Source organism: Mesorhizobium silamurunense (genome assembly GCF_014843825.1).
Classification (GTDB): Bacteria; Pseudomonadota; Alphaproteobacteria; order Rhizobiales; family Rhizobiaceae; genus Mesorhizobium; species Mesorhizobium silamurunense.
Window position 1 is genome coordinate 1 of sequence record NZ_JHQR01000219.1, and the last position, 20,639, is coordinate 20,639.

General features: G+C 63.6%; 23 protein-coding genes, 1 pseudogene and 1 riboswitch. Of the genes and pseudogenes, 18 read left to right on the forward strand and 6 right to left on the reverse strand.

The window, feature by feature from the left end:
- Nucleotides 1-153: 153 nt before the first annotated feature.
- Nucleotides 154-825: a LuxR C-terminal-related transcriptional regulator gene (locus DH10_RS24370; protein ID WP_246506521.1), complete on the reverse strand. Its 672-nt coding sequence runs from the start codon at nucleotides 823-825 to the stop codon at nucleotides 154-156.
- Nucleotides 826-1,166: 341 nt separating this feature from the next.
- Here DH10_RS24370 and mgtE point away from each other — a divergent pair, with 341 nt between their 5' ends.
- Both mgtE and DH10_RS24380 read left to right on the forward strand, forming a co-directional pair.
- Nucleotides 1,167-2,585, forward strand: coding sequence for a magnesium transporter (gene mgtE, locus DH10_RS24375; protein WP_192255749.1), 1,419 nt, complete (start codon nucleotides 1,167-1,169; stop codon nucleotides 2,583-2,585).
- Nucleotides 2,586-2,730: 145 nt separating this feature from the next.
- Entirely contained in the window at nucleotides 2,731-3,117 is a 387-nt protein-coding gene (locus DH10_RS24380; RefSeq protein ID WP_041003844.1) for a MerR family transcriptional regulator, read from the forward strand.
- Nucleotides 3,118-3,246: 129 nt separating this feature from the next.
- Here DH10_RS24380 and DH10_RS24385 read toward each other — a convergent pair whose 3' ends face one another.
- Together DH10_RS24385 and DH10_RS24390 are read right to left on the reverse strand one after the other, a co-directional pair.
- On the reverse strand, nucleotides 3,247-3,723 hold the full coding sequence (locus tag DH10_RS24385) for a methyltransferase family protein (RefSeq protein ID WP_192255750.1): 477 nt from the start codon (nucleotides 3,721-3,723) through the stop codon (nucleotides 3,247-3,249).
- A complete protein-coding gene (locus DH10_RS24390; RefSeq protein ID WP_192255871.1) occupies nucleotides 3,720-4,721 on the reverse strand; it encodes a heparan-alpha-glucosaminide N-acetyltransferase in 1,002 nt (333 codons plus the stop codon). The genes DH10_RS24385 and DH10_RS24390 overlap by 4 nt, the downstream gene beginning before the upstream one ends.
- Before the next feature lie 223 nt (nucleotides 4,722-4,944).
- Between DH10_RS24390 and DH10_RS24395 the strand changes: the two are divergent.
- From DH10_RS24395 to DH10_RS24425, 7 genes and pseudogenes are all read left to right on the forward strand, one after another.
- Nucleotides 4,945-6,131, forward strand: a pseudogene (locus DH10_RS24395) (MFS transporter).
- A 101-nt stretch (nucleotides 6,132-6,232) separates the two neighbouring features.
- The gene (locus tag DH10_RS24400; RefSeq protein ID WP_192255751.1) at nucleotides 6,233-6,919 is read left to right on the forward strand and encodes a gamma-glutamylcyclotransferase; all 687 of its coding nucleotides are present in this window, start codon (nucleotides 6,233-6,235) and stop codon (nucleotides 6,917-6,919) included.
- 71 nt (nucleotides 6,920-6,990) lie between these two features.
- A riboswitch (cobalamin riboswitch) is annotated at nucleotides 6,991-7,188 on the forward strand.
- A gap of 37 nt (nucleotides 7,189-7,225) precedes the next feature.
- Entirely contained in the window at nucleotides 7,226-7,405 is a 180-nt protein-coding gene (locus DH10_RS24405; RefSeq protein ID WP_192255752.1) for a CbtB domain-containing protein, read from the forward strand.
- A 15-nt stretch (nucleotides 7,406-7,420) separates the two neighbouring features.
- Entirely contained in the window at nucleotides 7,421-8,218 is a 798-nt protein-coding gene (locus DH10_RS24410) for a CbtA family protein (protein ID WP_192255754.1), read from the forward strand.
- Nucleotides 8,211-8,732: a bifunctional adenosylcobinamide kinase/adenosylcobinamide-phosphate guanylyltransferase gene (gene cobU, locus DH10_RS24415; RefSeq protein WP_192255756.1), complete on the forward strand. Its 522-nt coding sequence runs from the start codon at nucleotides 8,211-8,213 to the stop codon at nucleotides 8,730-8,732. Before DH10_RS24410 ends, cobU begins: the two co-directional genes overlap by 8 nt.
- Before the next feature lies 1 nt (nucleotide 8,733).
- The gene (gene cobO / locus DH10_RS24420) at nucleotides 8,734-9,363 is read left to right on the forward strand and encodes a cob(I)yrinic acid a,c-diamide adenosyltransferase (protein WP_192385443.1); all 630 of its coding nucleotides are present in this window, start codon (nucleotides 8,734-8,736) and stop codon (nucleotides 9,361-9,363) included.
- A 23-nt stretch (nucleotides 9,364-9,386) separates the two neighbouring features.
- Nucleotides 9,387-9,701, forward strand: a complete 315-nt coding sequence (locus DH10_RS24425) for a hypothetical protein (protein WP_192255760.1) — start codon at nucleotides 9,387-9,389, stop codon at nucleotides 9,699-9,701.
- 15 nt (nucleotides 9,702-9,716) lie between these two features.
- Here DH10_RS24425 and cbiB read toward each other — a convergent pair whose 3' ends face one another.
- Nucleotides 9,717-10,706, reverse strand: a complete 990-nt coding sequence (gene cbiB / locus DH10_RS24430; RefSeq protein WP_192255762.1) for an adenosylcobinamide-phosphate synthase CbiB — start codon at nucleotides 10,704-10,706, stop codon at nucleotides 9,717-9,719.
- On the opposite strand from cbiB, the gene cobD reads away from it, so the two are divergent.
- Together cobD and DH10_RS24440 are read left to right on the forward strand one after the other, a co-directional pair.
- Nucleotides 10,705-11,760: a threonine-phosphate decarboxylase CobD gene (gene cobD, locus DH10_RS24435; RefSeq protein WP_192255764.1), complete on the forward strand. Its 1,056-nt coding sequence runs from the start codon at nucleotides 10,705-10,707 to the stop codon at nucleotides 11,758-11,760. The two genes, cbiB and cobD, sit on opposite strands and share 2 nt — an antisense overlap.
- The gene (locus DH10_RS24440; RefSeq protein WP_192255766.1) at nucleotides 11,757-12,266 is read left to right on the forward strand and encodes a tyrosine phosphatase family protein; all 510 of its coding nucleotides are present in this window, start codon (nucleotides 11,757-11,759) and stop codon (nucleotides 12,264-12,266) included. The genes cobD and DH10_RS24440 overlap by 4 nt, the downstream gene beginning before the upstream one ends.
- On the opposite strand, the gene DH10_RS24445 is transcribed toward DH10_RS24440, so the two are convergent.
- Both DH10_RS24445 and DH10_RS24450 read right to left on the reverse strand, forming a co-directional pair.
- Nucleotides 12,263-13,024, reverse strand: coding sequence for a creatininase family protein (locus DH10_RS24445; RefSeq protein ID WP_192255873.1), 762 nt, complete (start codon nucleotides 13,022-13,024; stop codon nucleotides 12,263-12,265). The two genes, DH10_RS24440 and DH10_RS24445, sit on opposite strands and share 4 nt — an antisense overlap.
- 103 nt (nucleotides 13,025-13,127) lie before the next feature.
- Nucleotides 13,128-13,511, reverse strand: coding sequence for a RidA family protein (locus DH10_RS24450; RefSeq protein ID WP_192255768.1), 384 nt, complete (start codon nucleotides 13,509-13,511; stop codon nucleotides 13,128-13,130).
- 253 nt (nucleotides 13,512-13,764) lie between these two features.
- On the opposite strand from DH10_RS24450, the gene DH10_RS24455 reads away from it, so the two are divergent.
- The 7 genes from DH10_RS24455 to DH10_RS24485 all read left to right on the forward strand — a co-directional run bounded on the left by DH10_RS24455 (nucleotide 13,765) and on the right by DH10_RS24485 (nucleotide 20,622).
- Nucleotides 13,765-14,769, forward strand: coding sequence for an ABC transporter substrate-binding protein (locus DH10_RS24455; RefSeq protein ID WP_192255874.1), 1,005 nt, complete (start codon nucleotides 13,765-13,767; stop codon nucleotides 14,767-14,769).
- 16 nt (nucleotides 14,770-14,785) lie between these two features.
- Nucleotides 14,786-15,604, forward strand: coding sequence for an ABC transporter ATP-binding protein (locus DH10_RS24460; RefSeq protein WP_192255770.1), 819 nt, complete (start codon nucleotides 14,786-14,788; stop codon nucleotides 15,602-15,604).
- The gene (locus tag DH10_RS24465; protein WP_192385444.1) at nucleotides 15,591-16,442 is read left to right on the forward strand and encodes an ABC transporter permease; all 852 of its coding nucleotides are present in this window, start codon (nucleotides 15,591-15,593) and stop codon (nucleotides 16,440-16,442) included. The genes DH10_RS24460 and DH10_RS24465 overlap by 14 nt, the downstream gene beginning before the upstream one ends.
- A 33-nt stretch (nucleotides 16,443-16,475) precedes the next feature.
- A complete protein-coding gene (locus tag DH10_RS24470) occupies nucleotides 16,476-17,768 on the forward strand; it encodes a cytosine deaminase (protein WP_192255774.1) in 1,293 nt (430 codons plus the stop codon).
- Entirely contained in the window at nucleotides 17,765-19,165 is a 1,401-nt protein-coding gene (locus DH10_RS24475) for an FAD-binding oxidoreductase (RefSeq protein WP_376774915.1), read from the forward strand. The genes DH10_RS24470 and DH10_RS24475 overlap by 4 nt, the downstream gene beginning before the upstream one ends.
- Nucleotides 19,166-19,453: 288 nt before the next feature.
- A complete protein-coding gene (locus DH10_RS24480) occupies nucleotides 19,454-20,035 on the forward strand; it encodes an NAD(P)H-dependent oxidoreductase (protein WP_192255776.1) in 582 nt (193 codons plus the stop codon).
- Nucleotides 20,035-20,622, forward strand: a complete 588-nt coding sequence (locus DH10_RS24485) for an NAD(P)H-dependent oxidoreductase (RefSeq protein WP_192255778.1) — start codon at nucleotides 20,035-20,037, stop codon at nucleotides 20,620-20,622. Before DH10_RS24480 ends, DH10_RS24485 begins: the two co-directional genes overlap by 1 nt.
- The last annotated feature ends 17 nt before the right edge of the window (nucleotides 20,623-20,639 follow it).

Sequence of the window (20,639 nt, forward strand, 5' to 3'; positions counted from 1 at the left end):
CCTGGGATGAAAAGATGGGTGAACCCAGCCATGCGCGAACTCCTCCGATCGTTAGGGATGGTGGAGGAAGTTTCGTTTCGATAGCGCCTCGCAACAACACCTTGCCGGGTAAGTTGTCGCCGCGCGCGGGTAGGGCGGACCTACCCGCCTTGCCTACCCGAAAGGCGATTTGGAGCTGCGGCGCTTCTCGTTCGCATAGAGCGCGACGGCCATGGCGCGGTTGCGCACGTCGAGTTTGTCGTAGAGATTCTTGAGGTGGTACTTCACCGTATTCTCCGAGATCCCGGTCCGGGTCGCGATCTGGAGATTGGTCCAGCCATCGGACAGCACCGCAAGCAGCTCGCGCTCACGCACGGTGAGCTGCGACAGCGGCGTGTCGTTGACCTTGTTGATGTCGATATAGGGGATGCAGATGCGCCCATGCGCGACCGCAAGGATCGTCTCGAAAATGATCGGCGGATCATCGAATTGGAAGCAGTACCCCTGGGCTCCGAGCCGCACGCACTGCTTCAAGATGCCGATATCGTGGTCGTTGGAAAAGACCGTGATGCGCAGGTCGAGCTTGCGGCTCTGGACTTCCGCCAGGATGTCGGCGCCGTCCATGTCGGCGAGCTTCCAGCCGATGACGGCGACGTCGAACCTGGTGCTCGCCGCCAGTTCCAGGAATTGCTTGCCGCTCTGCACGGAACTCAGGAGTTCGAAACGCCCGTCGCATTCCAGCATCTCACGGAGCGCCGACACAACGAGCGGATTACGCTCGGCGACGACAACGCGAACGCGCTGCTCGCCGACTGCTTCGTTCGTTTTCCGGGACTTGAGGTTCAAGGCCTGCTGATTGTCCTGTCGATCTCGCGCTTGCCGATCCATCTGGACCTGCATTATGACAATTCTGCCCCAACCGTGAAGTGGCGCTCTTTCCGCAGCGACATGCTCTGTCGCGCCGGCTGAACCCGCAAATGCCGCGCGATCCGCTTCCATTGGAGGCGTCACGGGCATATTTCGCTGCAGATTCCGTGCGCTAGGGCAATGTTTTGCCGAGACGAATCGGTCGCGGCCCTATCTGCCGCACAAGCATAGGATTTCCCGAAATGCGGTTTCCACTTTTCGGGATCATGCTCTAGACCTGATTCAAACCCTTTCCGGATTCCTGTTGGCGGGAGGCGCTGGTGGAAGGCCAGGACAGAGAGACGACCGGCGCCTGGACCGTCGAGGAAGGCGGCGCCGACATCTATGGCGAGGACGGCGCCGTCCGTGCTTCCTTCCTTGCGCAGATCGGCGCTGCCATCGCCGATCGCGACACGCTCACCTTGAAACGCGAAGTCGACGACCTCCATCAGTCGGAACTCGGCGACCTGTTGGAAGCGCTCCACCCTGAGCAGCGCCGCGCGCTGGTCGAATTGCTTGGCTCCGATTTCGACTTTTCGGCGCTGACCGAGGTCGACGAGGCGATCCGTCTCGACATCGTCGACAATTTGCCCAACGAGCAGATCGCGCAAGCGGTGCAGGAGCTCGATTCCGACGATGCGGTCTACATCCTGGAAGACCTCGACCAGGAGGACCAGGACGAGATCCTCTCGCAGCTGCCCTTCACCGAGCGCATCAGGCTGCGGCGAGCGCTCGATTATCCGGAAGAGACGGCCGGCCGGCGCATGCAGACCGAGTTCGTCGCCGTGCCGCCGTTCTGGACGATCGGCCAGACCATCGACTACATGCGCGAGGACAAGAACCTTCCCGATCGCTTCAGCCAGATCTTCGTCATCGACCCGAGCTTCAAGCTGCTCGGCGCCATCGATCTCGACCAGATCCTGCGCACCAAGCGCGCGGTGAAGGTCGAGGACGTGATGCATGAGACGAAGCACGCCATTCCGGCCACCATGGACCAGGAAGAGGCCGCGCGGGAATTCGAGCAGTACGATCTTCTCTCGGCCGCCGTGGTCGACGAGAACGAGCGTCTGGTCGGCGTGCTTACCATCGACGACGTCGTCGACGTTATCCAGCAGGAGGCCGAGGAAGACCTTCTGCGCATGGGCGGCGTCGGCGACGAAGAGCTATCCGACACCGTACTTGCGACCTCGCGTTCGCGTGTGCCGTGGCTGCTCGTCAATCTGGTCACGGCGTTCCTCGCGGCCTCGGTGATCGGCCTGTTCGACCGGACGATCGAGCATATCGTGGCGCTTGCGGTGCTGATGCCGATCGTCGCCGGCATGGGCGGCAATGCCGGCTCGCAGACCATGACCGTCACCGTGCGGGCGCTGGCGACGAAGGACCTCGATATCTACAACGCCGCCCGCATCATCCGCCGCGAGGTCGGCGTCGGCTTCATCAACGGCATCGTGTTCGCGGTGCTGATCGGCATGGTCGCCGGGATCTGGTTCCATGACCGCAATCTGGGCGGGATCATTGCCGCGGCGATGATCATCAACATGTTCGCGGCTGCGCTCGCCGGGATTCTCATTCCGCTGCTGCTCGACCGCTTCAAGATCGATCCGGCGGTGGCTTCCGCCGTCTTCGTCACCACCGTCACCGACTGCGTCGGCTTCTTTGCTTTTCTCGGCTTGGCCACCTGGTGGTTTGGCGTTCCCTGAGAGAGTGCTACAATTGACTTTTACGTAAGTGCCGTGCGACGTTGCCTTGGGGTCAGGTGCCGATTCCGGTACATGACGGGGTTGATCGGAGGAAGGGCGACGCTCCTGCGTGGCGATGCCTGGATGTTTGGGCGTGGGAGCGAAAATGCGGGAATATTACACGATCACCGAGCTGACGCGCGAGTTCGACGTGTCGACGCGGACGTTGCGGTTCTATGAGGACGAGGGACTGGTGCAGCCGGTCCGGCGCGGCCGCACGCGTCTGTTTCGTCCGTCCGACCGGCATCTCATTCGTCAGATCATGCGCGGCAAGCGCCTTGGCTTCTCGATCGCCGAAATCCGCGAAATCATTCAGATGTACAAGGAGCCGCCCGGTGAGGTCGGCCAGCTCAAGCTGATGATCAAACGCATCGAGGAAAAGCGCGAGGATCTGCGCCAGAAGCGGCGCGATCTGGAAGAAACGCTTGCCGAGCTCGACCAGGCCGAAGAGTCCTGCGTGGAGCGGCTGGCGGAACTCGGCGTGAATACGTGAGCGGCCGCAAAGCGCGGCTCTAAAAGCGCGTCGCGCTGAAACGGATTCAGGCGCCGCGCTTTAAGTCTTTGTTTTAATGCATGTCGTTGTCCCAGAACCGCTGCACACTTCTGGGCGACATGCATTAAGTCAAATCCAGCGCCGGACCCGTTTGGCGTAATCGCGATACTTCTTGCCGAACTTTGCCGCCAGCATCTTCTCTTCCTTCTCGATCGCCATCTTCTGCGTCGCGAAGGCGGCGAGGAAGGCGAAGAGCAGGAACCAGGCGATGCCGGTGATGAAGGAAACGCCGATCAACAGCAGCGTGTTGGCGAGATACATCGGGTTGCGGGTGATGCCGAAGGGGCCGGATGTCACCAGATGGTCAGGCTCGGCATTGGGATTGAGCGTCGTTTTGGCGCGCACCATGGCGCGGATCGCCGTGACCCAGAGTGCCGCGACGCCGAAAAGCGCCACCCAGCCGGCGCCGACCAGGATGGCGCCGAAGATGTCGCCGATCCAGGGCAGCGGGTAGAACATGCCGAGCACGACGCTGAGCGCGATCGCCACGACATAGATCACAGGCGGCCAGGGGATGATCCCATGCTTCGACTGGGTGCCGGTCATTGTTGCCCTCCCTCCATCTTGCTTTCGGTTGCCGCGGTGCAGGTGCTGGCGAGATCGGCAAGATGCGATTTCCAGATGCTGGACTGCTCGTTGCTGTAGAGCTTGTCGAGAGACCCTTCACCCTTCAGCGTGTCCAGCATGCAGCCACAATAGCTGGAACAGAACTTCGTGTCCTGCTGCTGTTCGCAGGAGGCCTGGCAGGCTTTGAGGAAGCCGGCGTCCTTGTCCTGCGGCGCGGCGGGCATGACCTGCGAAAGCAGCCAGACCGAGCCGAACAGCACCGGCTGATGGATGAGGTAGAAGGCGAGGCTGTGCCGGCCGATGAAGGTGAGCGGGTTGGACCAACGGCCGGGCTTCCAGATCCCCAGCCGGGCGAGAAGCCCGGAGGCTGAAGCGAGCTTGACGACCGCGATGCCGGCAAGCATCGCGCCGAACCATGGAAACAGCGGCACATAATCGTTGGAGCGCGGGTTGGTCGCCGACAGCCCGACCCACCAAAGCGCGGGATGGTCGAAGAACTCCGACCGCAGATAGTAAGGCGCCGCGATCACGGCCACCGCGACGATGGCCGTCAGCAATGCAGGCAGCCTGAGGAAGGCGAGGCCGAGCAGGCTCGCCAGCGCGATCTCATGCAGGATGCCGAAGAAGATGAAGCCGTCCGGCGTGGCGATGTAGGTGACGGCCGAGATGGCGATCGCCGCAACCGCAACCATGGCAAAACGCTTCCAGAAGTTCGGCCAGCGGATCTGGCGGCCATGCGCGAGGAACAGGCTGACGCCGACCAGAAACAGGAAGGTCGAGGCGATGCAGCGCGCGTAGAGCTTCCACCAGCCGAAAGCGGTCAGCCCCGGTGTGGTGTAGCCGAAATTCTCGAGATCCCAGGTGAAGTGGTAGCTCGCCATGGCGATCAGCGCGATGCCGCGCAGGATATCGATGGCGACGATGCGGCTGTGTTTCGGCGCGTCCTGAACGGCTTCGCTCGTCGTTTGAAGGCTCATCATCTCGCAATCCGATTCAGTCCTGCCAAACGACTATCACGGTTCGGGCGAACAACAGAGGGTGGATCGGCGGCTGCCATTCCGGCGGCACGGCAAGCCGCTTTAGGCCAGCGGTGGAAAGCCTTTGACCGGCTTCGCTTTTCGGCTTTTCGGAGTCGGTTTCCTGCTACCGGTCCGCCACTGGTCCGGCCAGATTGGCGAGCGATTCACTTTCGGAGGGCCGATGTCCACCCATGTGCGCCATCCGATCTGGCTTCCGGCTCTGAGGCCCGCCGATGCGCGCACCTTCGCCTCGCTCTATGCGGTCGAATCCTTCGCTCGCGCCACAATCTCCAGCGTCATCCCGATCCAGGCCTACGAGATCCTGCACAACGAGCAGATCGTCTCGATCCTCTATACCATCGTGTCGCTACTCGGGCTTTCGGTGACGCTGTTCATGCCGATGCTGATCCGCCGCTTCGCCCGGCGATGGGTCTATACGGTCGGCTGCCTGATGCTGGCGCTCGGCTCGGTATTCTTCGTCACCCACACGCTGACGGGACAACTCGCCGGCATGCTCTGCCGCGTCATGGGGGCGAGCGCTCTGTCGATCACGCTCAACCTCTACATCATGGACCACATCCGCAAGGCCGACTTCATGCAGGCGGAGTCGCTGCGCATGGCGTGGTCGATGTTCGCCTGGACCGGCGGGCCGACGCTCGGCATCTTCCTCTACACCCGCTTCGGCATCTATGCCGCGCATGGCGCGGTCGTGGCCTTCGCGCTGGCGCTACTCGCGCTGTTCTGGACCTATCGGCTGGGCGACAACCCGTCGATCCGCCCTGGCAAGAGCCGTCCGGCCAATCCGCTCGCCAATATTGGCCGCTTCATCGCGCAGCCGCGGCTGCGTCTCGCCTGGCTGATCGCCTTCGGCCGCTCCTGCTTCTGGACGACATTCTTCGTCTACGGCCCGCTCTTCATGGTGATCACCGGCGAGGGCAAGGTAGCCGGCGGGCTTCTGGTTTCGGCAGGCACATGGCGATCTTCTGGGGCAAGGCCGGAAAGCGCTTCGGCGGCCGCCGGACCATGACCTTCGCCTATTTCGCCATGGCGGCGATGCTTTTTGCGGCGGGCGGCGTCGGCGTGGCCGCGCCGCTGCTCACGGCCGCCTTCCTGCTCTGCGGCGCGCTCTTTACGATTGCGCTCGACGCGCTAGGCTCGACCGCCTTCATGCGCTCTGTGCGCTCCTATGAACGGGCACAGATGGCGGCGGTCTACCGCACCTATCTCGACTTTTCCGAGCTGACGCCGCCGCTGGTCTATTCGGTTGTGCTCTCCTTCTTCGGCCTCGGCTCGGTCTTCGTCACGCTCGGCATACTGGCCGCCTTCTGCGGCTTCTTCACCTGGCGCTATCTGCCGAAGCCGTTTTGATCAACGGGCTGGCTGGTCTTCCGCATTGTGGCGCTTGCGCGAGAAACTTAAGCTCGGTTCGTCATCGCCGGTGGATTCGCCGGCCGCCGAAGGTGCACCGCATGGCAGCAAGAACGATGTCGCTTACCGAGGAACTGGTCGCCCGCTGTTATCGGGTTGTCGAGGACTCCGGACCCGATCCTGAAGCGCAGCATCTCTCCGACAGCGACTATGAAACCATGTTCGATGCATTCGAGGCTGAGCTTCCCGCAGTCGAGCCGCTCTGGCTGTTCGGGTATGGCTCGCTGATCTGGAAACCCGAAATTGAACATGTCGAGGAGCGGGTCGCCGTGGCGCGCGGCTGGCATCGCTCTTTCTGCATGAAGATGACCCGCTGGCGCGGTACCAAACAGAGTCCGGGCCTGATGATGGCGCTGGATCGTGGCGGCCAATGCAAGGGCGTCGCTTTCCGCCTGAACGGTGGCGACCGCCGGCAGGCGCTGGACAAGCTTTTCCGTCGCGAAATGACGCTGAAGCCGACCAGCTACCATCCCCGCCTGCTGCAGCTTGCAACCGACAAGGGGCCGTTGAAAGCACTCGCCTTCGTCATCAATCGCAAGGGCACGACCTATGCCGGGCCGCTTGGTGAAAGCGAGGTGGTGGAAAGGCTTGCGACGTCCTGCGGCCATTGGGGTTCAGGTGCCGACTATCTCTACAACACCGTCAAGAATCTCGAAGCGCGCGGCATTCACGACCGCCATTTGTGGCGGCTGCAGCAGCTTGTCGCCGAAAGGATCGCCGCCTCCTAGCGCGCGAATCCATGCCGCAATCGCGCTCCGGCGTGACGGAATTTGGTTTGCCGGGCGCGACGATTCTGCCTATAGTCGATCGCGTCGTCGGTTCCGTTTTTGGAGCCAAGAGGGAATGCGGTGAGGACGATTTTTTCGCCCAAAGCCGTGGCTGCCCCCGCAACTGTGTGCGGTAGTCCTCTCCATAAACCACTGAGGGTTCTCCTCGGGAAGGTGGGGAAGGGCGCGGATCCGCGAGCCAGGAGACCTGCCGGCGACGGGAAAGTTGACTTCTATGCCCTCGGGTGGAGGGCGAAAGGACAGGATATGAATACCGCTTCCGTCTCCCTCGGCGCCTCCGTCTCCTCGCAGTCGCGCGTCCTGCAGTTGGCCTTGGCCGCGCTGCTCGGCGTTTTCGTCGTCGGCTTTGTCGGCTTCTCGCACATCGATGCGGTCCACAACGCTGCGCACGACTATCGCCACTCGATGGCTTTTCCCTGCCACTAAGCAAGGCCTGACATCATGAATCTGTTTCGCAACGTCGTGTTCGTCGCGGCGATCGCGGGGCTTGTGGCGGGCATCGTGCTCGCCTGCATGCAGGCCTATGCGACCGTGCCGCTGATCCTCAAGGCGGAAGTCTATGAAAAAGCCGGCGGCGGTCATCACCAAGATCATGCCGCCGTCAGCACAAACAACAATGCGATGAGTTCGGCCGCTCCCGCGGACAACGCGATGAGCAGCGCGGCTCCGGCGCCTGCCGAAGCGGCTGCCCCGTCCGAGGACGAAGGCTGGGCGCCGGCCGACGGCTACGAGCGCTTCGCCTTCAACGTCGTCGCCAACATCGTCACCGGCATCGGCTTCGCGCTGATCCTGGTCGCGGTCTCCGAATTTGCCGGCGGCATCGGCAACTGGCGCCAGGGCGTGTTCTGGGGCCTTGCCGGCTTTGCGGTGTTCACGTTGGCGCCCGGCCTCGGCCTGCCGCCTGAACTGCCGGCAATGCCGGCGGCCGAGCTCCTGCCGCGCCAGATCTGGTGGATTTCGACAGTGGCCGCGACCGCGATCGGTCTCGGACTGATCGCCTTCCGCAAATCGCTGCCGCTGGCGATCCTCGCCGTGGCGTTGATCGTGGCGCCGCATATTGTCGGCGCGCCGCAGCCGGACAGCTTCGAAACGGCGATTCCCGAAGGGCTGCATCACCAGTTCGTGGTGGCGGTGACGCTCACCGATCTGGTGTTCTGGCTGGTGCTTGGGGCTGTCGTCGGCGTGGTGCGCGGCCGCTTCGCCGGCACGGCGACCAGCCTGCGCGACAGCTTTGCCTGATCGCGCCGAGGGTCGTCTGACCTTCATCGTCGGCGGTGCGCGCTCGGGCAAGAGCGCGCATGCCGAGACCCTGGCGACGGCAGGCCCGTCGCCCTGGATCTACATCGCCACCGCGCAAGCCTATGACGACGAGATGCGCGAGCGCATCGCGCTGCATCGCTCGCGGCGAGGCGAGGGCTGGGTCACCGTCGATGCGCCGCTCGACCTGGTCGGCGCGATCGAGGCCTTGCCCGACCACCAGCCGGTGGTGATCGATTGCCTGACATTGTGGCTGACCAATCATATGCTGGCTGGAAACGACGTCGAGGCCGAGTGCCGGCGGCTCTCGGACGTGCTGTCGCGGCCGCGCGGGCCTTGGTTCGTGGTGTCGAATGAAGTCGGGCTCGGCATCGTGCCGGACAACGCGCTGGCGCGCCGGTTCCGCGACGCTGCCGGCCGGCTTAACCAGCAGGTCGCAGCCGTCGCCGACAGCGTGCTGATGATGGTGGCGGGGCTGCCGCTCAAGGTGAAGTGACATGGCCGAAATCGATGACAAGACCATTGATGAAAGGGACGCCGAGCGCCATCGCGCCAAGATGGCCAAGCGCAAGGCGGTGCAGGACGCCGAGGTGGCCGGCAAGACGATCGAGAAAGGACTGCTGATCGTCAACACCGGACCGGGCAAGGGCAAGACCACGGCGGCCTTCGGCTTGGCGCTGAGGATGCTCGGCTACGGCAAGCGCGTCGGCGTCGTCCAGTTCATCAAGGGCAAATGGCACACCGGCGAGAAGGACGCCTTCGCCGCTTTCGGCGACCGCGTCGTCTGGCATGCGATGGGCGAGGGATTCACCTGGGAAACCCAGGATCTGAAGCGCGACATCGCCGCCGCCGAAGCGGCCTGGGGGAAAGCGCTTGAACTGATGGCCGATCCGTCGATCAGCCTCGTGGTACTCGACGAGCTCAACATCGCCCTGCGCTACGACTATCTCGATCTGGAAAAAGTGGTCGCCGCACTGAAGGGTCGCAGAGACGATCTGCATGTCATCGTCACCGGTCGCAACGCTAAGCCGCTGCTAATCGAGGCAGCCGACCTCGTCACCGAAATGGGGCTGACCAAGCACCATTTCTCGGCCGGGGTTAAGGCACAGCAGGGCATCGAATTTTAGCTGCGTACGTTGGGAGACGCCCGTTGGAACAAGCGGTGATTGTCTATCTTCTTCTGAGTGGGGGTCAGGTTGGAGCACCGCAAGAGCGGCAATCGGTTCAAGTTCTAGAAGATCGATTGAACCAAGTCGTTTCAGATGCGGGTGTCGGCGAATTTGATGGCGATGAATTCGGCGGGGGCAATTGCACCCTCTATTTGTACGGGCCGGACGCCGAGAAGCTTTTCCATGTGATTGAGCCGGTGCTGAAATCTTCACCCGTTGCCGCTGGCGGCTACGCGATCAAAAGATTTGGCGCCGCTGCGGATCCCGCCGCGAAGGAAGTCCGCGTCTCGTGGTAAAATCGCGTCAGCGCGTTAGCCGCCGATCAAAATGGTCAGATAAATCACGATCGCCGACAGGATCCCGACCAGGCCGATCAGCAGCCAGTCGGCGACCCGGTAGAGCTTCAACGCCTGCCTTATGTCGGTGCTCTCGGCCTCACTGCGGCCACCTTCGCCCATGAAGGCGTCCTCAACGACCTCGCCGCCGTAGCTGCGCGGCCCGGCCAGCACCAAACCCAGGGCACCGGCCATGGCGGCTTCCGGCCAGCCGGCATTGGGCGAACGGTGTTTCTTCGCGTCGCGCCGCATCACCTGCCAGGCATTGCGAGGATCGGCGCCCTTGACCAGGAAGGCCGCGAGCACGATCAGCAGGCCGGTGAGCCGCGAGGCCGGCAGGTTGATCAGATCGTCGAATCGTGCGGCGGCGCGGCCGAAGGCCTCATGTTTCGGCGTACGATGACCGATCATCGAATCAGCGGTGTTGGCCGCCTTGTACGCCACGCCGCCGGCCAGCCCGCCTATGCCGGTCCAGATGGCGGGCGCGACGATACCGTCGGAGAAATTCTCGGCCAGGCTTTCGATCGCGGCGCGGGCGATGCCCGCCTTGTCGAGCTTTTCCGGATCGCGGCCGACGATGCGCGAAACGGCGATGCGGCCGAGCGTCAGGCCGCCGGTCTCCAGCGCATCGGCGACATCCTCGACATGTTCGGCGAGGCTCTTCTGCGACAACAGCGAAGAGCCGAGGATAGCCGCGATAACCAGGCCCGAGGGGAAGATCAGCCAGAGCAGGAAATGCAGCGTCAGGCCGATGGCGGCCGGCACCAGCAAGATGACCAGAAGGGCCTGGACGCCGCGACGGCGACGCAATTCGTCGGAATCGGTGGCGCGGTTGAGCCTGCGATCGAGAAAGGATATCAGCCTGCCGATCCAGGTTACCGGATGGCCGATGGCGTTAAACAGCCAGTCCGGATAGCCAAGGACGCGTTCAACGGCGAGTGACAGGAAAGCGATCAGAATCGACATGAAGCTTCTAGGCGGAGCGATTGCAGCGGTTGATCACGGCGGCAGCCTTGGGCGGGCAAGCGCTCTCTTTCCTCATGCGCCACAGCCTTTCGTTGATCTCTCGACAGGTATCAATCCGCACTCCTATCCGCTTTTCGATCTGCCCGCCACCGCCCTGACCCGATTGCCGGAGACAGGACGGCTGCGCGAATTGGCCGAAATTGCGGCCAGAGCCTATGGCGCGCCGTCGGCGGCGCATGTCGTGGCAGCGCCCGGCACGCAGATCCTCTTGCCGCGCGTCGCTTCGCTGGTGAGGCCCGGCAAGGCGCTGGTGCTCGGTCCGACCTATGCCGAGCACGCCCGGGCCGCCGCGATCGCGGGCCATGCGGTTGCGGATGTGCGCGATTTCGACGCCTTGGCGGGCGCGGACCTTGCCGTGCTGGTCAACCCGAACAATCCGGATGGGCAAGTGATCGAGAGGGATCGATTGCTCGATCTCGCCGCGCGGCTTCGCGCGAAGGGCGGCCTGCTGGTCGTCGACGAAGCCTTCATGGATGTTGGCCCGATTGAGCACAGCCTGGCCGGCGATGTCGGGGAGGGCAGCATCGTGGTGCTGCGCTCCTTCGGCAAGTTCTTCGGCCTTGCCGGCGTCAGGCTCGGCTTCGCGCTTGCCGACACGCTGACGGTCGAGCGGCTGGACGCGCAGCTTGGGCCGTGGGCTGTTGCCGGACCTGCGCTCGAATACGGCATCCGCGCGTTGGCGGACACCAAGTGGCTAGGCGAGGTGCGACAGCGCCTGGCAGGCGATGCCATGCGCCTGGACGCGCTGCTTGCTCGATTCGAGGTTCCGGTCGCTGGCGGCACCAGTTTGTTCCGCTATTTGTCCTTGCCTGATGCTCAATCCTTGTTTTCCGCGCTTGGCGAGCGCGGCATCCTGCTTCGTCATTTTGCCGACCGGCCACAAGTCTTGCGAGCCGGCCTCCCGGGCAGCGAGGCCGAATGGCAGCGTCTCGAAAGCGCGCTTGCCGCCTGGGCCGAGCGGCGCAAGGATATGGGCAAGGAGTCCGGAAGATGATCCATGTCTGTTCGCTGTCGAAGGTCGAGGAAACGGTGTCGAGGACCGGCGCGGAGCGCTTGTTGTCGCTGCTCGCCGCCGGCACCGAAGTGACGCGCCCGGCCTCCATCCTGGCCGAAAACCATCTGCACCTGGTCATGCACGACATCGCCGTCGCGCAGGAAGGAATGACCATGCCGGGCGAGGAGCATGTGCGTGCGCTGCTCGACTTCGCCTATCGCTGGGACCGGGCAAAGCCGCTGGTCGTGCACTGCTATGCCGGCATCAGCCGCTCAACCGCTTCGGCCTACATCATCGCGGCGGCGCTGGCGCCCAAGCGCGACGAAGCGGAGCTGGCCAAGACGCTGCGCTTTCTCTCGCCGACGGCGACCCCCAATCCACGGCTGATTGCGGTGGCCGACACCTTGCTCGGGCGCGACGGCCGCATGATCGCGGCGATCGAAGCGATCGGGCGCGGCGCCGACGCGTTTGAAGGGACGCCCTTCGAGCTGGATATCCAGGCTTAAAGCAGCCAGTCCGCAAGCTTCGCCTTACGAACATCCCTGACAAGGCTGACAAATCCATCCGCCTGATGCTCAGCGGTCAGCCGGCCCTTCTCAGCCGTGGCGAGGCTGGCGTCGCCGACCACGCCGTTGGCGTTGAGGTCGCTGGCGATCCAGGCGAAGGCATGCGTTCCGGTGTGGCGCAGCAGGGCGAATTCCTTTTCGGCGCGGCCGACATTCGAGACGAAACTGTCGGCCTTGCCCATGTCGACGAGATCGGGCCGGAAATGCAGCATCAGCGAGGTCTCGACATCACCGCCATGTATGCCGTGACGGTCCTCCAGCTCGGTGTACATGCCGGCCGGGCGGCCGAAGCGCTGCCAGCTCGTCTTCACCGCCAGCATCTTTGCGCGCACGCGCAGTTCGCGCGTGACGATGCCCATGATCTCCTCATTGCCGCCATGCGAGTTGACGACGATCAGCTTTTTGACACCGGCGCGCGCGACCGAGAGGCCGAGCTCGGTCCAGGCATCCACAAGAGTCGTGGCCGGCAGCGTGAGCGTGCCCGGCGCATGCAGATGCTCGTTCGACTTGCCGATCGCCTGGACCGGCAGGATGCGGATATCGAGGTCGTCGGGCAGGCGGGCGATCACCGTCTCCAGCATGCCCATCATGATCGAGGTGTCGGTCGAGACCGGAAGGTGAGGGCCATGCTGCTCGATCGCCGCCACCGGCAGTATGGCAATTGTCGCTTCCGGGTCGACCGAGGCGTATTCGGTCATCCGGTAGTCGCCCCACCACACACGTCTTGTCGTCACTTTCGTCTCCCGATGGACTTGCTGTTCGGCCTGGAGGTCTAAAGCGCCTGGCCATTCCGGGCAACAGCTAGCCTGCTGCCAGAACCTCCACCTCGACCTTGAATTCCGGGCGCGCGAAGCCGGAAACGATCATCAGCGTCGAAGCCGGCGCCGGATCGGAAAAGAGGCGATTGCGGACATCCATATAGGCCTGCAAATGCGCGCGATCGGTGACGAAGGCGTTGATGCGCACGACATCGTTCAGCGTCAGCCCGGCTTCGCTGAGAATCGCGGCAATGTTCTTGAAGCAGAGCTCTGTCTGCGCGCCGGCATCCTCGGGAACGGCATCATCTGGAGCTATGCCCAGCTGACCCGAGCACAGGACAATGCGCTTTCCCACCGGAATTTCGACGCCGTGGCTATAGCGGGCAAAGGGCGGCTTGATCGATTGGGGGGCAAGGTATTTGAGCATGGCATTCTCCTGTCCGCAGGCAGACTAAGGCTGGATTCACAAAACCTTCAAGATGCGGCGAATGCCACCCGGGCGATTATGGACAGCCGTCCAAAAAATAGGCACGATGCCCCTCGTACAGCATGACCCGTCCGGTCTCGGCAATGACTGCCGCGCAAGCAGGCGGCCCAGGCGGTGGCATGTGTCTTGCTTCTTGAACAAATGGTGTCGAGCCCAGCGCGCAGCGCGCCGGAGCCAAGAGAGGGTGATGTTTATGTACGGAAAAGAGAAGATCCTGGCCGGCGCGATCGCGCTGCTGGCGGCCAGCACGCTGGGCGCCGTGGCCAACGAGAAAGTCACCTTCGGCACCAACTGGCTGGCCGAGCCGGAACATGGCGGCTACTACCAGGCGATCGCCGACGGCACCTACGCCGCCTGCGGCCTCGACGTGACCATCATGCAGGGCGGCCCGCAGGTCAGCGGCCGGCCGATGCTGCTGGCAGGCAAGATCGATTTCTACATGGGCGGCAACCTGCTCTCGGCCTTCGATGCGGTGCAGCAGGGCATTCCGATGCGCGTCGTCGCCGCCGACTTCCAGAAGGACCCGCAGGTGATCATGTCCCAGCCGGGGCAGGGGTTGGACAAGTGGGAGGACCTGAAGAACGCCGACCAGTACATCCTCGGCGACGAGGGCGCGCAGACCTTCTTCCAGTGGATGGTGACCGATCTCGGCTTCGACGCCGCCAAGCGCGTGCCCTATACGTTCAATCCGGCGCCCTTCATCGCCAACAAGAAGTCGATCCAGCAGGGCTATGTGACGTCGGAGCCGTTCGCCGTGCAAAAGCAGGGCGGCTTCGTGCCGAACCAGTTCCTGCTTGCCGACAATGGCTGGGATACCTATGCCACGACGATCGAGGTGATGCAGGACACGATCGACAAGCGGCCGGAGGTAGTGCAGTGCTTCGTCGATGGCTCGGCCAAGGGCTGGTACAATTATCTCTACGGCGACAACAAAGCCGCCAACGAGATGATCAAGAAGGACAATCCGGACATGACGGATGAGCAGATCGCCTTCTCGATCGAACAGCTGAAGAAGTTCGGCATTGTCGATTCCGGCGATTCGGAAAAGCTCGGCATCGGCGCCATGACCGAAGCGCGCATCCAGAGCTTCTACGACAAGATGGTCAAGGCCAAGGTCGCGCAGCCGGGCATCGACATCAAGAAGGCCTATACGCTGGCCTTCGTCAACAAGGGTGTTGGTCGGGAGTTGAAGAAATAAGGGCGGCCTGCCTGAGATGATCCAGGAGAAAGTGGCGCAGACAACGGCATCGGGCGAGCGCCCGATGCTGCTTTCCTTACGCAATGTCGGCAAGGTCTTTTCCAACGGCGTGACGGCGCTGAGCAAGGTCGACCTGGCGATCCGGGAAGGCGATTTCCTCAGCCTGCTCGGTCCCTCGGGCTGTGGCAAGTCGACGGCGCTCAGACTGATCGCCGGCCTGTCGACGCCGACCTCCGGCCAGCTCGACTGGCGCGGCTCGATCGACCGCTCGAATATCGGCTTCGTCTTCCAGGAACCGACGCTGCTGCCGTGGGCCAGCGTCTTCGACAATGTCTGGCTGCCGCTGCGGCTGAAGGGCATGTCGCGCGCCAAGGCCGAGCCGGCGGTGATGGAGATGCTGTCCCGCGTCCACCTTACCGGCTTCGAGAACGCAGTGCCGCGCGAGCTTTCCGGCGGCATGAAGATGCGCGTCTCGATCGCTCGCGCCATGGTGACGAAGCCGCGCATCCTTTTGATGGACGAGCCCTTCGCGGCGCTCGACGAGATCACCCGCTTCAAGCTCAACAACGACCTTCTGGAGCTCTGGCAGGACGAACGCTTCACCGTCGTCTTCGTCACCCACAGCGTCTTCGAAAGCGTGTTCCTGTCCAGCCGCGTCGTCGTGATGGCGGCGCGGCCGGGCCGGGTCCATGGCGAGCTTACCGTCGATGCGCCTTATCCGCGTGACGAGGCGTTCCGGACGTCGCCCGATTATGCGGCCCTTTGCCGGCAAGCCTCTGACGTGCTGGTGAATGCCATCAACTCAACCGCCGGATCCCATCATGACAGCCATTGAAGACACTGCGCTGAAGCTCGACCCGGAAGAGGCGCGCCGTGTCCGCCAGGAGCGGCTGGAGCGGATCGGCAGGGGGGGGCTGCCGTTGGCGATCATGGTGCTGGCGATCTGGCTCTGGGACCGCATCTGCGTCTGGAACGCGATCCCGCAATACATCCTGCCGCGCCCCGGCGTGGTGCTGCAGACGCTGCATGACGATGCGGGGCTTTTGTTTTCCTCGCTTTTGGTGACGCTGAGGATCACCTTCCTCAGCCTGCTGCTTGCCGTTATCGGCGGCGTCGGGCTGGCGGTGCTGTTCGCGCAGTCGAAATGGGTGGAGATGTCGTTCTTCCCCTTCGCCATCGTGCTCCAGGTGACGCCGATCGTCGCGATCTTTCCGCTCATCAACATCTATATCAACGACCAGACGACCAAGCTCCTGCTCTGCGCCTGGATCGTCGCCTTCTTTCCGATCCTCTCCAACACCACGCTGGGGCTGAACTCGGTCGACCGCAACCTGCGCGACCTGTTCAAGCTCAACGGCGCGACCCGCTGGCAGCAATTGCGCTACCTGCGCCTGCCGGCGGCGATGCCCTATTTCCTCGGCGGGCTGAAGATCGCCGGCGGCCTGTCGCTGATCGGTGCCGTGGTGGCCGAGTTCGTCGCCGGCGCGCAGGGGCAATCTTCCGGGCTTGCGTCGCGCATCATCGAGGCCGGCTACCGGCTCAACGCTCCCAGGCTGTTCGCGGCGCTCATCCTGATCTCGCTCACCGGCATCCTGATCTTCCTTGTGCTGTCGCTGGTGTCGCATCTTATCCTGCGCCGCTGGCACGAGAGCGCGCTGAAACAGGAGCGGTAGGGTGGTCGGTCCCGTCACCCAGGAGAGCGGCAATTGATTCCGGACTCAGCATCATACCAACTCGCCAACGTCCGGCTGCATGCGTCGCTGACGCCCGGCCTTGCCGCAGCATTCGACAGCGACGGTTTCGCGCTGGCCGACATAAAAGTCACCGACGGCAAGATTTCTAGCATCACTTCGCATGGCAGATCGGCGCCGGCCGATGCGATCGACCTTGGCGACCGCATCGTGCTGCCGTGCTTCGTCGATTGCCACACCCATATCGACAAGGGCCATATCTGGCCCCGAAAACCCAATCCTGACGGTACCTTCATGGGCGCTCTCAACGCCACCGGCGCCGACCGCGCCGCGCGCTGGAGCGCGGAGGATGTCGCGCGCCGGATGGATTTCTCGCTGCGCTGCGCCTACGCCCACGGCACCAAGGCTCTGCGCACGCATCTCGACAGCGTGTCGCCGCAGGAGGAAATCTCCTGGCCGGTGTTCGAGACGATGCGAGAAAGATGGCGCGGGCGCATCGAACTGCAGGCGGTCTGCCTGCTCGGCATCGAAGGCGTGCGCGACAAGGCCTGGTTCGAGCGGTTGGCGAAACGCGTGGCCGCGGCCAAGGGCGTGCTGGGCGTCGTCACCTATATGGTGCCCGACCTCGAGGAACTGCTCGACCAGGTTTTCGCGCAAGCGATCAAGCACGGGCTCGACCTCGATTTCCATGCCGACGAGACCGACGATGTCGCAGCCATCTCGCTGAAGAAGATCGCCGAGGCTTCGCTGTGGAACGGCTTTGACGGCAACATCCTGGTCGGCCATTGCTGTTCGCTCTCGCGCCAGCCCGACCTCGAGGTGCTTGACACGCTGGACAAGGTGGCGAAGGCGGGGCTCGCCGTGGTGTCGCTGCCGATGTGCAACCTCTATCTGCAGGACAGGCGCAACAACAACACGACGCCGCGCTGGCGCGGCGTGACGCTGGTTCACGAGATGAAGGCGCGCGGCATCAAGGTGGCGGTCGCTTCCGACAACACGCGCGACCCGTTCTATGCCTATGGCGATCTCGACATGCTCGAAGTCTACCGCATGGCGACGCGCATCCTACATTTCGACCATCCGGTCGGCGACTGGCCGAAGTCGGTGGCGGCGACGCCGGCCGAGGTGATGCGGCTGGACGGCGTCGGCACTCTTGCCGCAGGCGGCGTCGCCGATTTCATCGTCTTCAAAGGACGGAGCTGGACCGAATTGCTGTCGCGGCCCGAATCGGATCGCATCGTGGTGCGCGACGGCCGGGCGATCGAACGTAAGCTGCCCGACTATGCCGAACTCGACGAACTGATATGATGGATATCGCAGCGCTGAAGCGCGATCTCGAAGGACTGAAGATCGACGACCATCCGGCCATCGTCCAGCAGAAGAGCCGCGACTTCTACTGGTACAGTCCGGTGCTGAAGCAGCAGCTCGATCATGTCACCGGCGACCTGATCGTCACGCCCAAGAACGAGCGCGAGGTGATCCGCGTGCTCGCCGCCTGCCACCGGCACGGCATTCCGGTGACGCCGCGCGGCAGCGGCACCGGCAATTACGGGCAGGCGATGCCGCTCTCGGGCGGCGTGGTGCTCAATCTCGCCGAAATGAACGAAGTGAAGGCGATTGCGCCAGGGCGCGTGGTGACCGGACCGGGCGCGGTGCTGGCCGACATCGACAGGGCAACGCGCGCGCATTCCAGCCAGGAGCTGCGCATGTCGCCGTCCACCTACAACACGGCCTCTATCGGCGGCTTCGTCGCCGGCGGCTCGGGTGGCGTCGGCTCGATCCGCTGGGGCGGGTTGCGCGACCTCGGCAACGTCATCCGGCTCAGGACCGTGACCATGGAGGCGGAGCCGCGAGTCATGGAACTCACCGGCGAGGACGTGCTCAAGGTCATGCATGCGTACGGCACCAACGGCATCATCACCGAGGTTGAGATGCCGCTGACCGCCTCCTATGACTGGATCGACGTCATCGTCGGCTTCGACGATTTCATGGAAGCGGCCGGCTTCGGCAACGACCTCGCCGTGCAGGACGGTATACTGGCGAAGCTGATCACGCCGATCGCCGCACCCATCCCTTACGACTATTTCAAGCGGCACCAGAAATTCTTCCGGCGCGAGCAGAGCGTCGTGGTGTGCATGATCGCGCCGCATGCGATGGATGCGTTTGTCGCCTTCGTGTGCAGCGGCAAGGGTGAGATCGTCTTTAAGGCCGACAGAGAGGCCGACCTCAAGGGACTGCCGCCGGCCTACGAGCTGACCTGGAACCACACGACGCTGCGCGCCATCCGGGTCGATCCGACGATCACCTATCTGCAGGCGCGCTACCCGTCGCCGGATCATCTCGCCCACGTCAAGGCGATGGTCGACCGCTTCGGCGACGAGGTGCCGGCGCATCTCGAGTTCATCCGCTTCGATGGCGCGATCGGTGCCGCCGGCCTGCCGCTGGTGCGCTACACCACGGAAGAGCGGCTCGACGAGATCATCCGCATTCATGAGGACAATGGCTGCTGGATCTTCAACCCGCACCGCTACACGCTGGAAGAGGGCGGCATGAAGCAGACCGACGAGGTGCAGCTTGCCTTCAAGCGCGAGACCGATCCGCAAGGGTTGCTCAACCCCGGCAAGATGATCGCCTGGGAGAACCCCGGCTACGATTACCGCTCGGGCAAGTCCTTTCTGTTCAAGGGGCTGCAAAAGGCGAGTTGAGTCGATGGCGAACGTGCGGCGCTGTACCCCGCTCTGGCCTGCCGGCAATGTTGGCGATTGGCGGAAGCCGCGGCGACGTCGGATCTCCCCCCTTGAGGGGGAGATGGCCGGCAGGCCAGAGGGCGTCGCCTCACGTAGATCGCCGACGCCGTCTCTCGTCACCGAAGACGTGGACGTTTCACGCGCGGCGACCCCCTCTGTCGCCTCCGGCGACATCTCCCCCTCAAGGGGGGAGATTTGGCGCAGGACAGCGCCGGTGTCTCTCGCTGATCTACGGGATGTCCTCCCGTGAACGTCCTCGTGCTTTACGCTCATCCGGTGGAGACCAGCTTCAATGCCGGCCTGCACAGGACGATCGTCGAGCGGCTTTCCGCGGCGGGCCATGCGGTCGACGATTGCGATCTCTACGCCGAGGATTTCGACCCACGGCTGACGCGGGCCGAACGGCTCGGCTATCACGACCAGCGCGGGCCGTATGATATGGTTGCCGGCTACGTCGAAAGGCTTCAGAAAGCGGAAGCGTTGGTGCTGTCGTTTCCGGTCTGGAACTACGGCTATCCGGCGATCCTCAAAGGCTTCTTCGATCGCGTGTTCCTGCCCGGCGTATCGTTCAAGCTGGTCGACGGCAAGGTGAAGCCGACGCTCCACAACATCCGCAAGCTCGCGGCCGTCACCACCTATGGCGGCAGCCGTTTTCGCGCCATGCTGATGGGCGATCCGCCGCGCAAGATTGTGAAGCGCATGCTGCGGGCCACGATCAAGCCCGGCGCGCCCGTCTCCTATCTCGCGCATTACTCGATGAATCTTTCGACCGACCAGACGCGCAACGCCTTCACGAAGAAGGTGGCCGCCAGCATGGATCAATTCTGATGCGCGTGCTGGTGGTCTATTGCCATCCGGTGCCAGAGAGCTATTGCGCGGCGATCCGCGACACGGCCGTCGAGGTTCTGAAGGGGAGAGGCTGGGACGTTCGGCTGCTCGACCTCTATGGCGAGACCTTCAACCCGGTGATGAACTGCGAGGAGCGGCGCTCCTACAACGAGCGCGCGCCCGAGGATCCGGCGCTCAAGCCGCATTTCGAACATCTGCAATGGGCCGAAGCGATCCTCTTCATCTATCCAACCTGGTGGTACGGGCTGCCGGCAATGCTGAAGGGCTGGTTCGATCGCGTGTGGGCGACCGACATCGCTTTCAAGCTGCCGGCGGGCAAAGGGCGGATCACATCGCTGATGAGGCATGTCACCAAGGTCGGCGTCATCACCACCTGCGGCGCGCCGACCTGGTGGAGCGTCGTGGTCGGCCAGCCCGGCCGCAAGACCATCCTGCGCGGCATGCGGGCGCTGTGCGCCACGCGCTGCCGGACATTCTTCCTGGCGCACTATCTGATGGATTCATCGACGCCGAAAAGCCGGGCGGCGTTTCTGGCGAAGGTGAGGGCGAGGCTGGAGCGGTTTTGAGCTGCGGTATCCCCCTT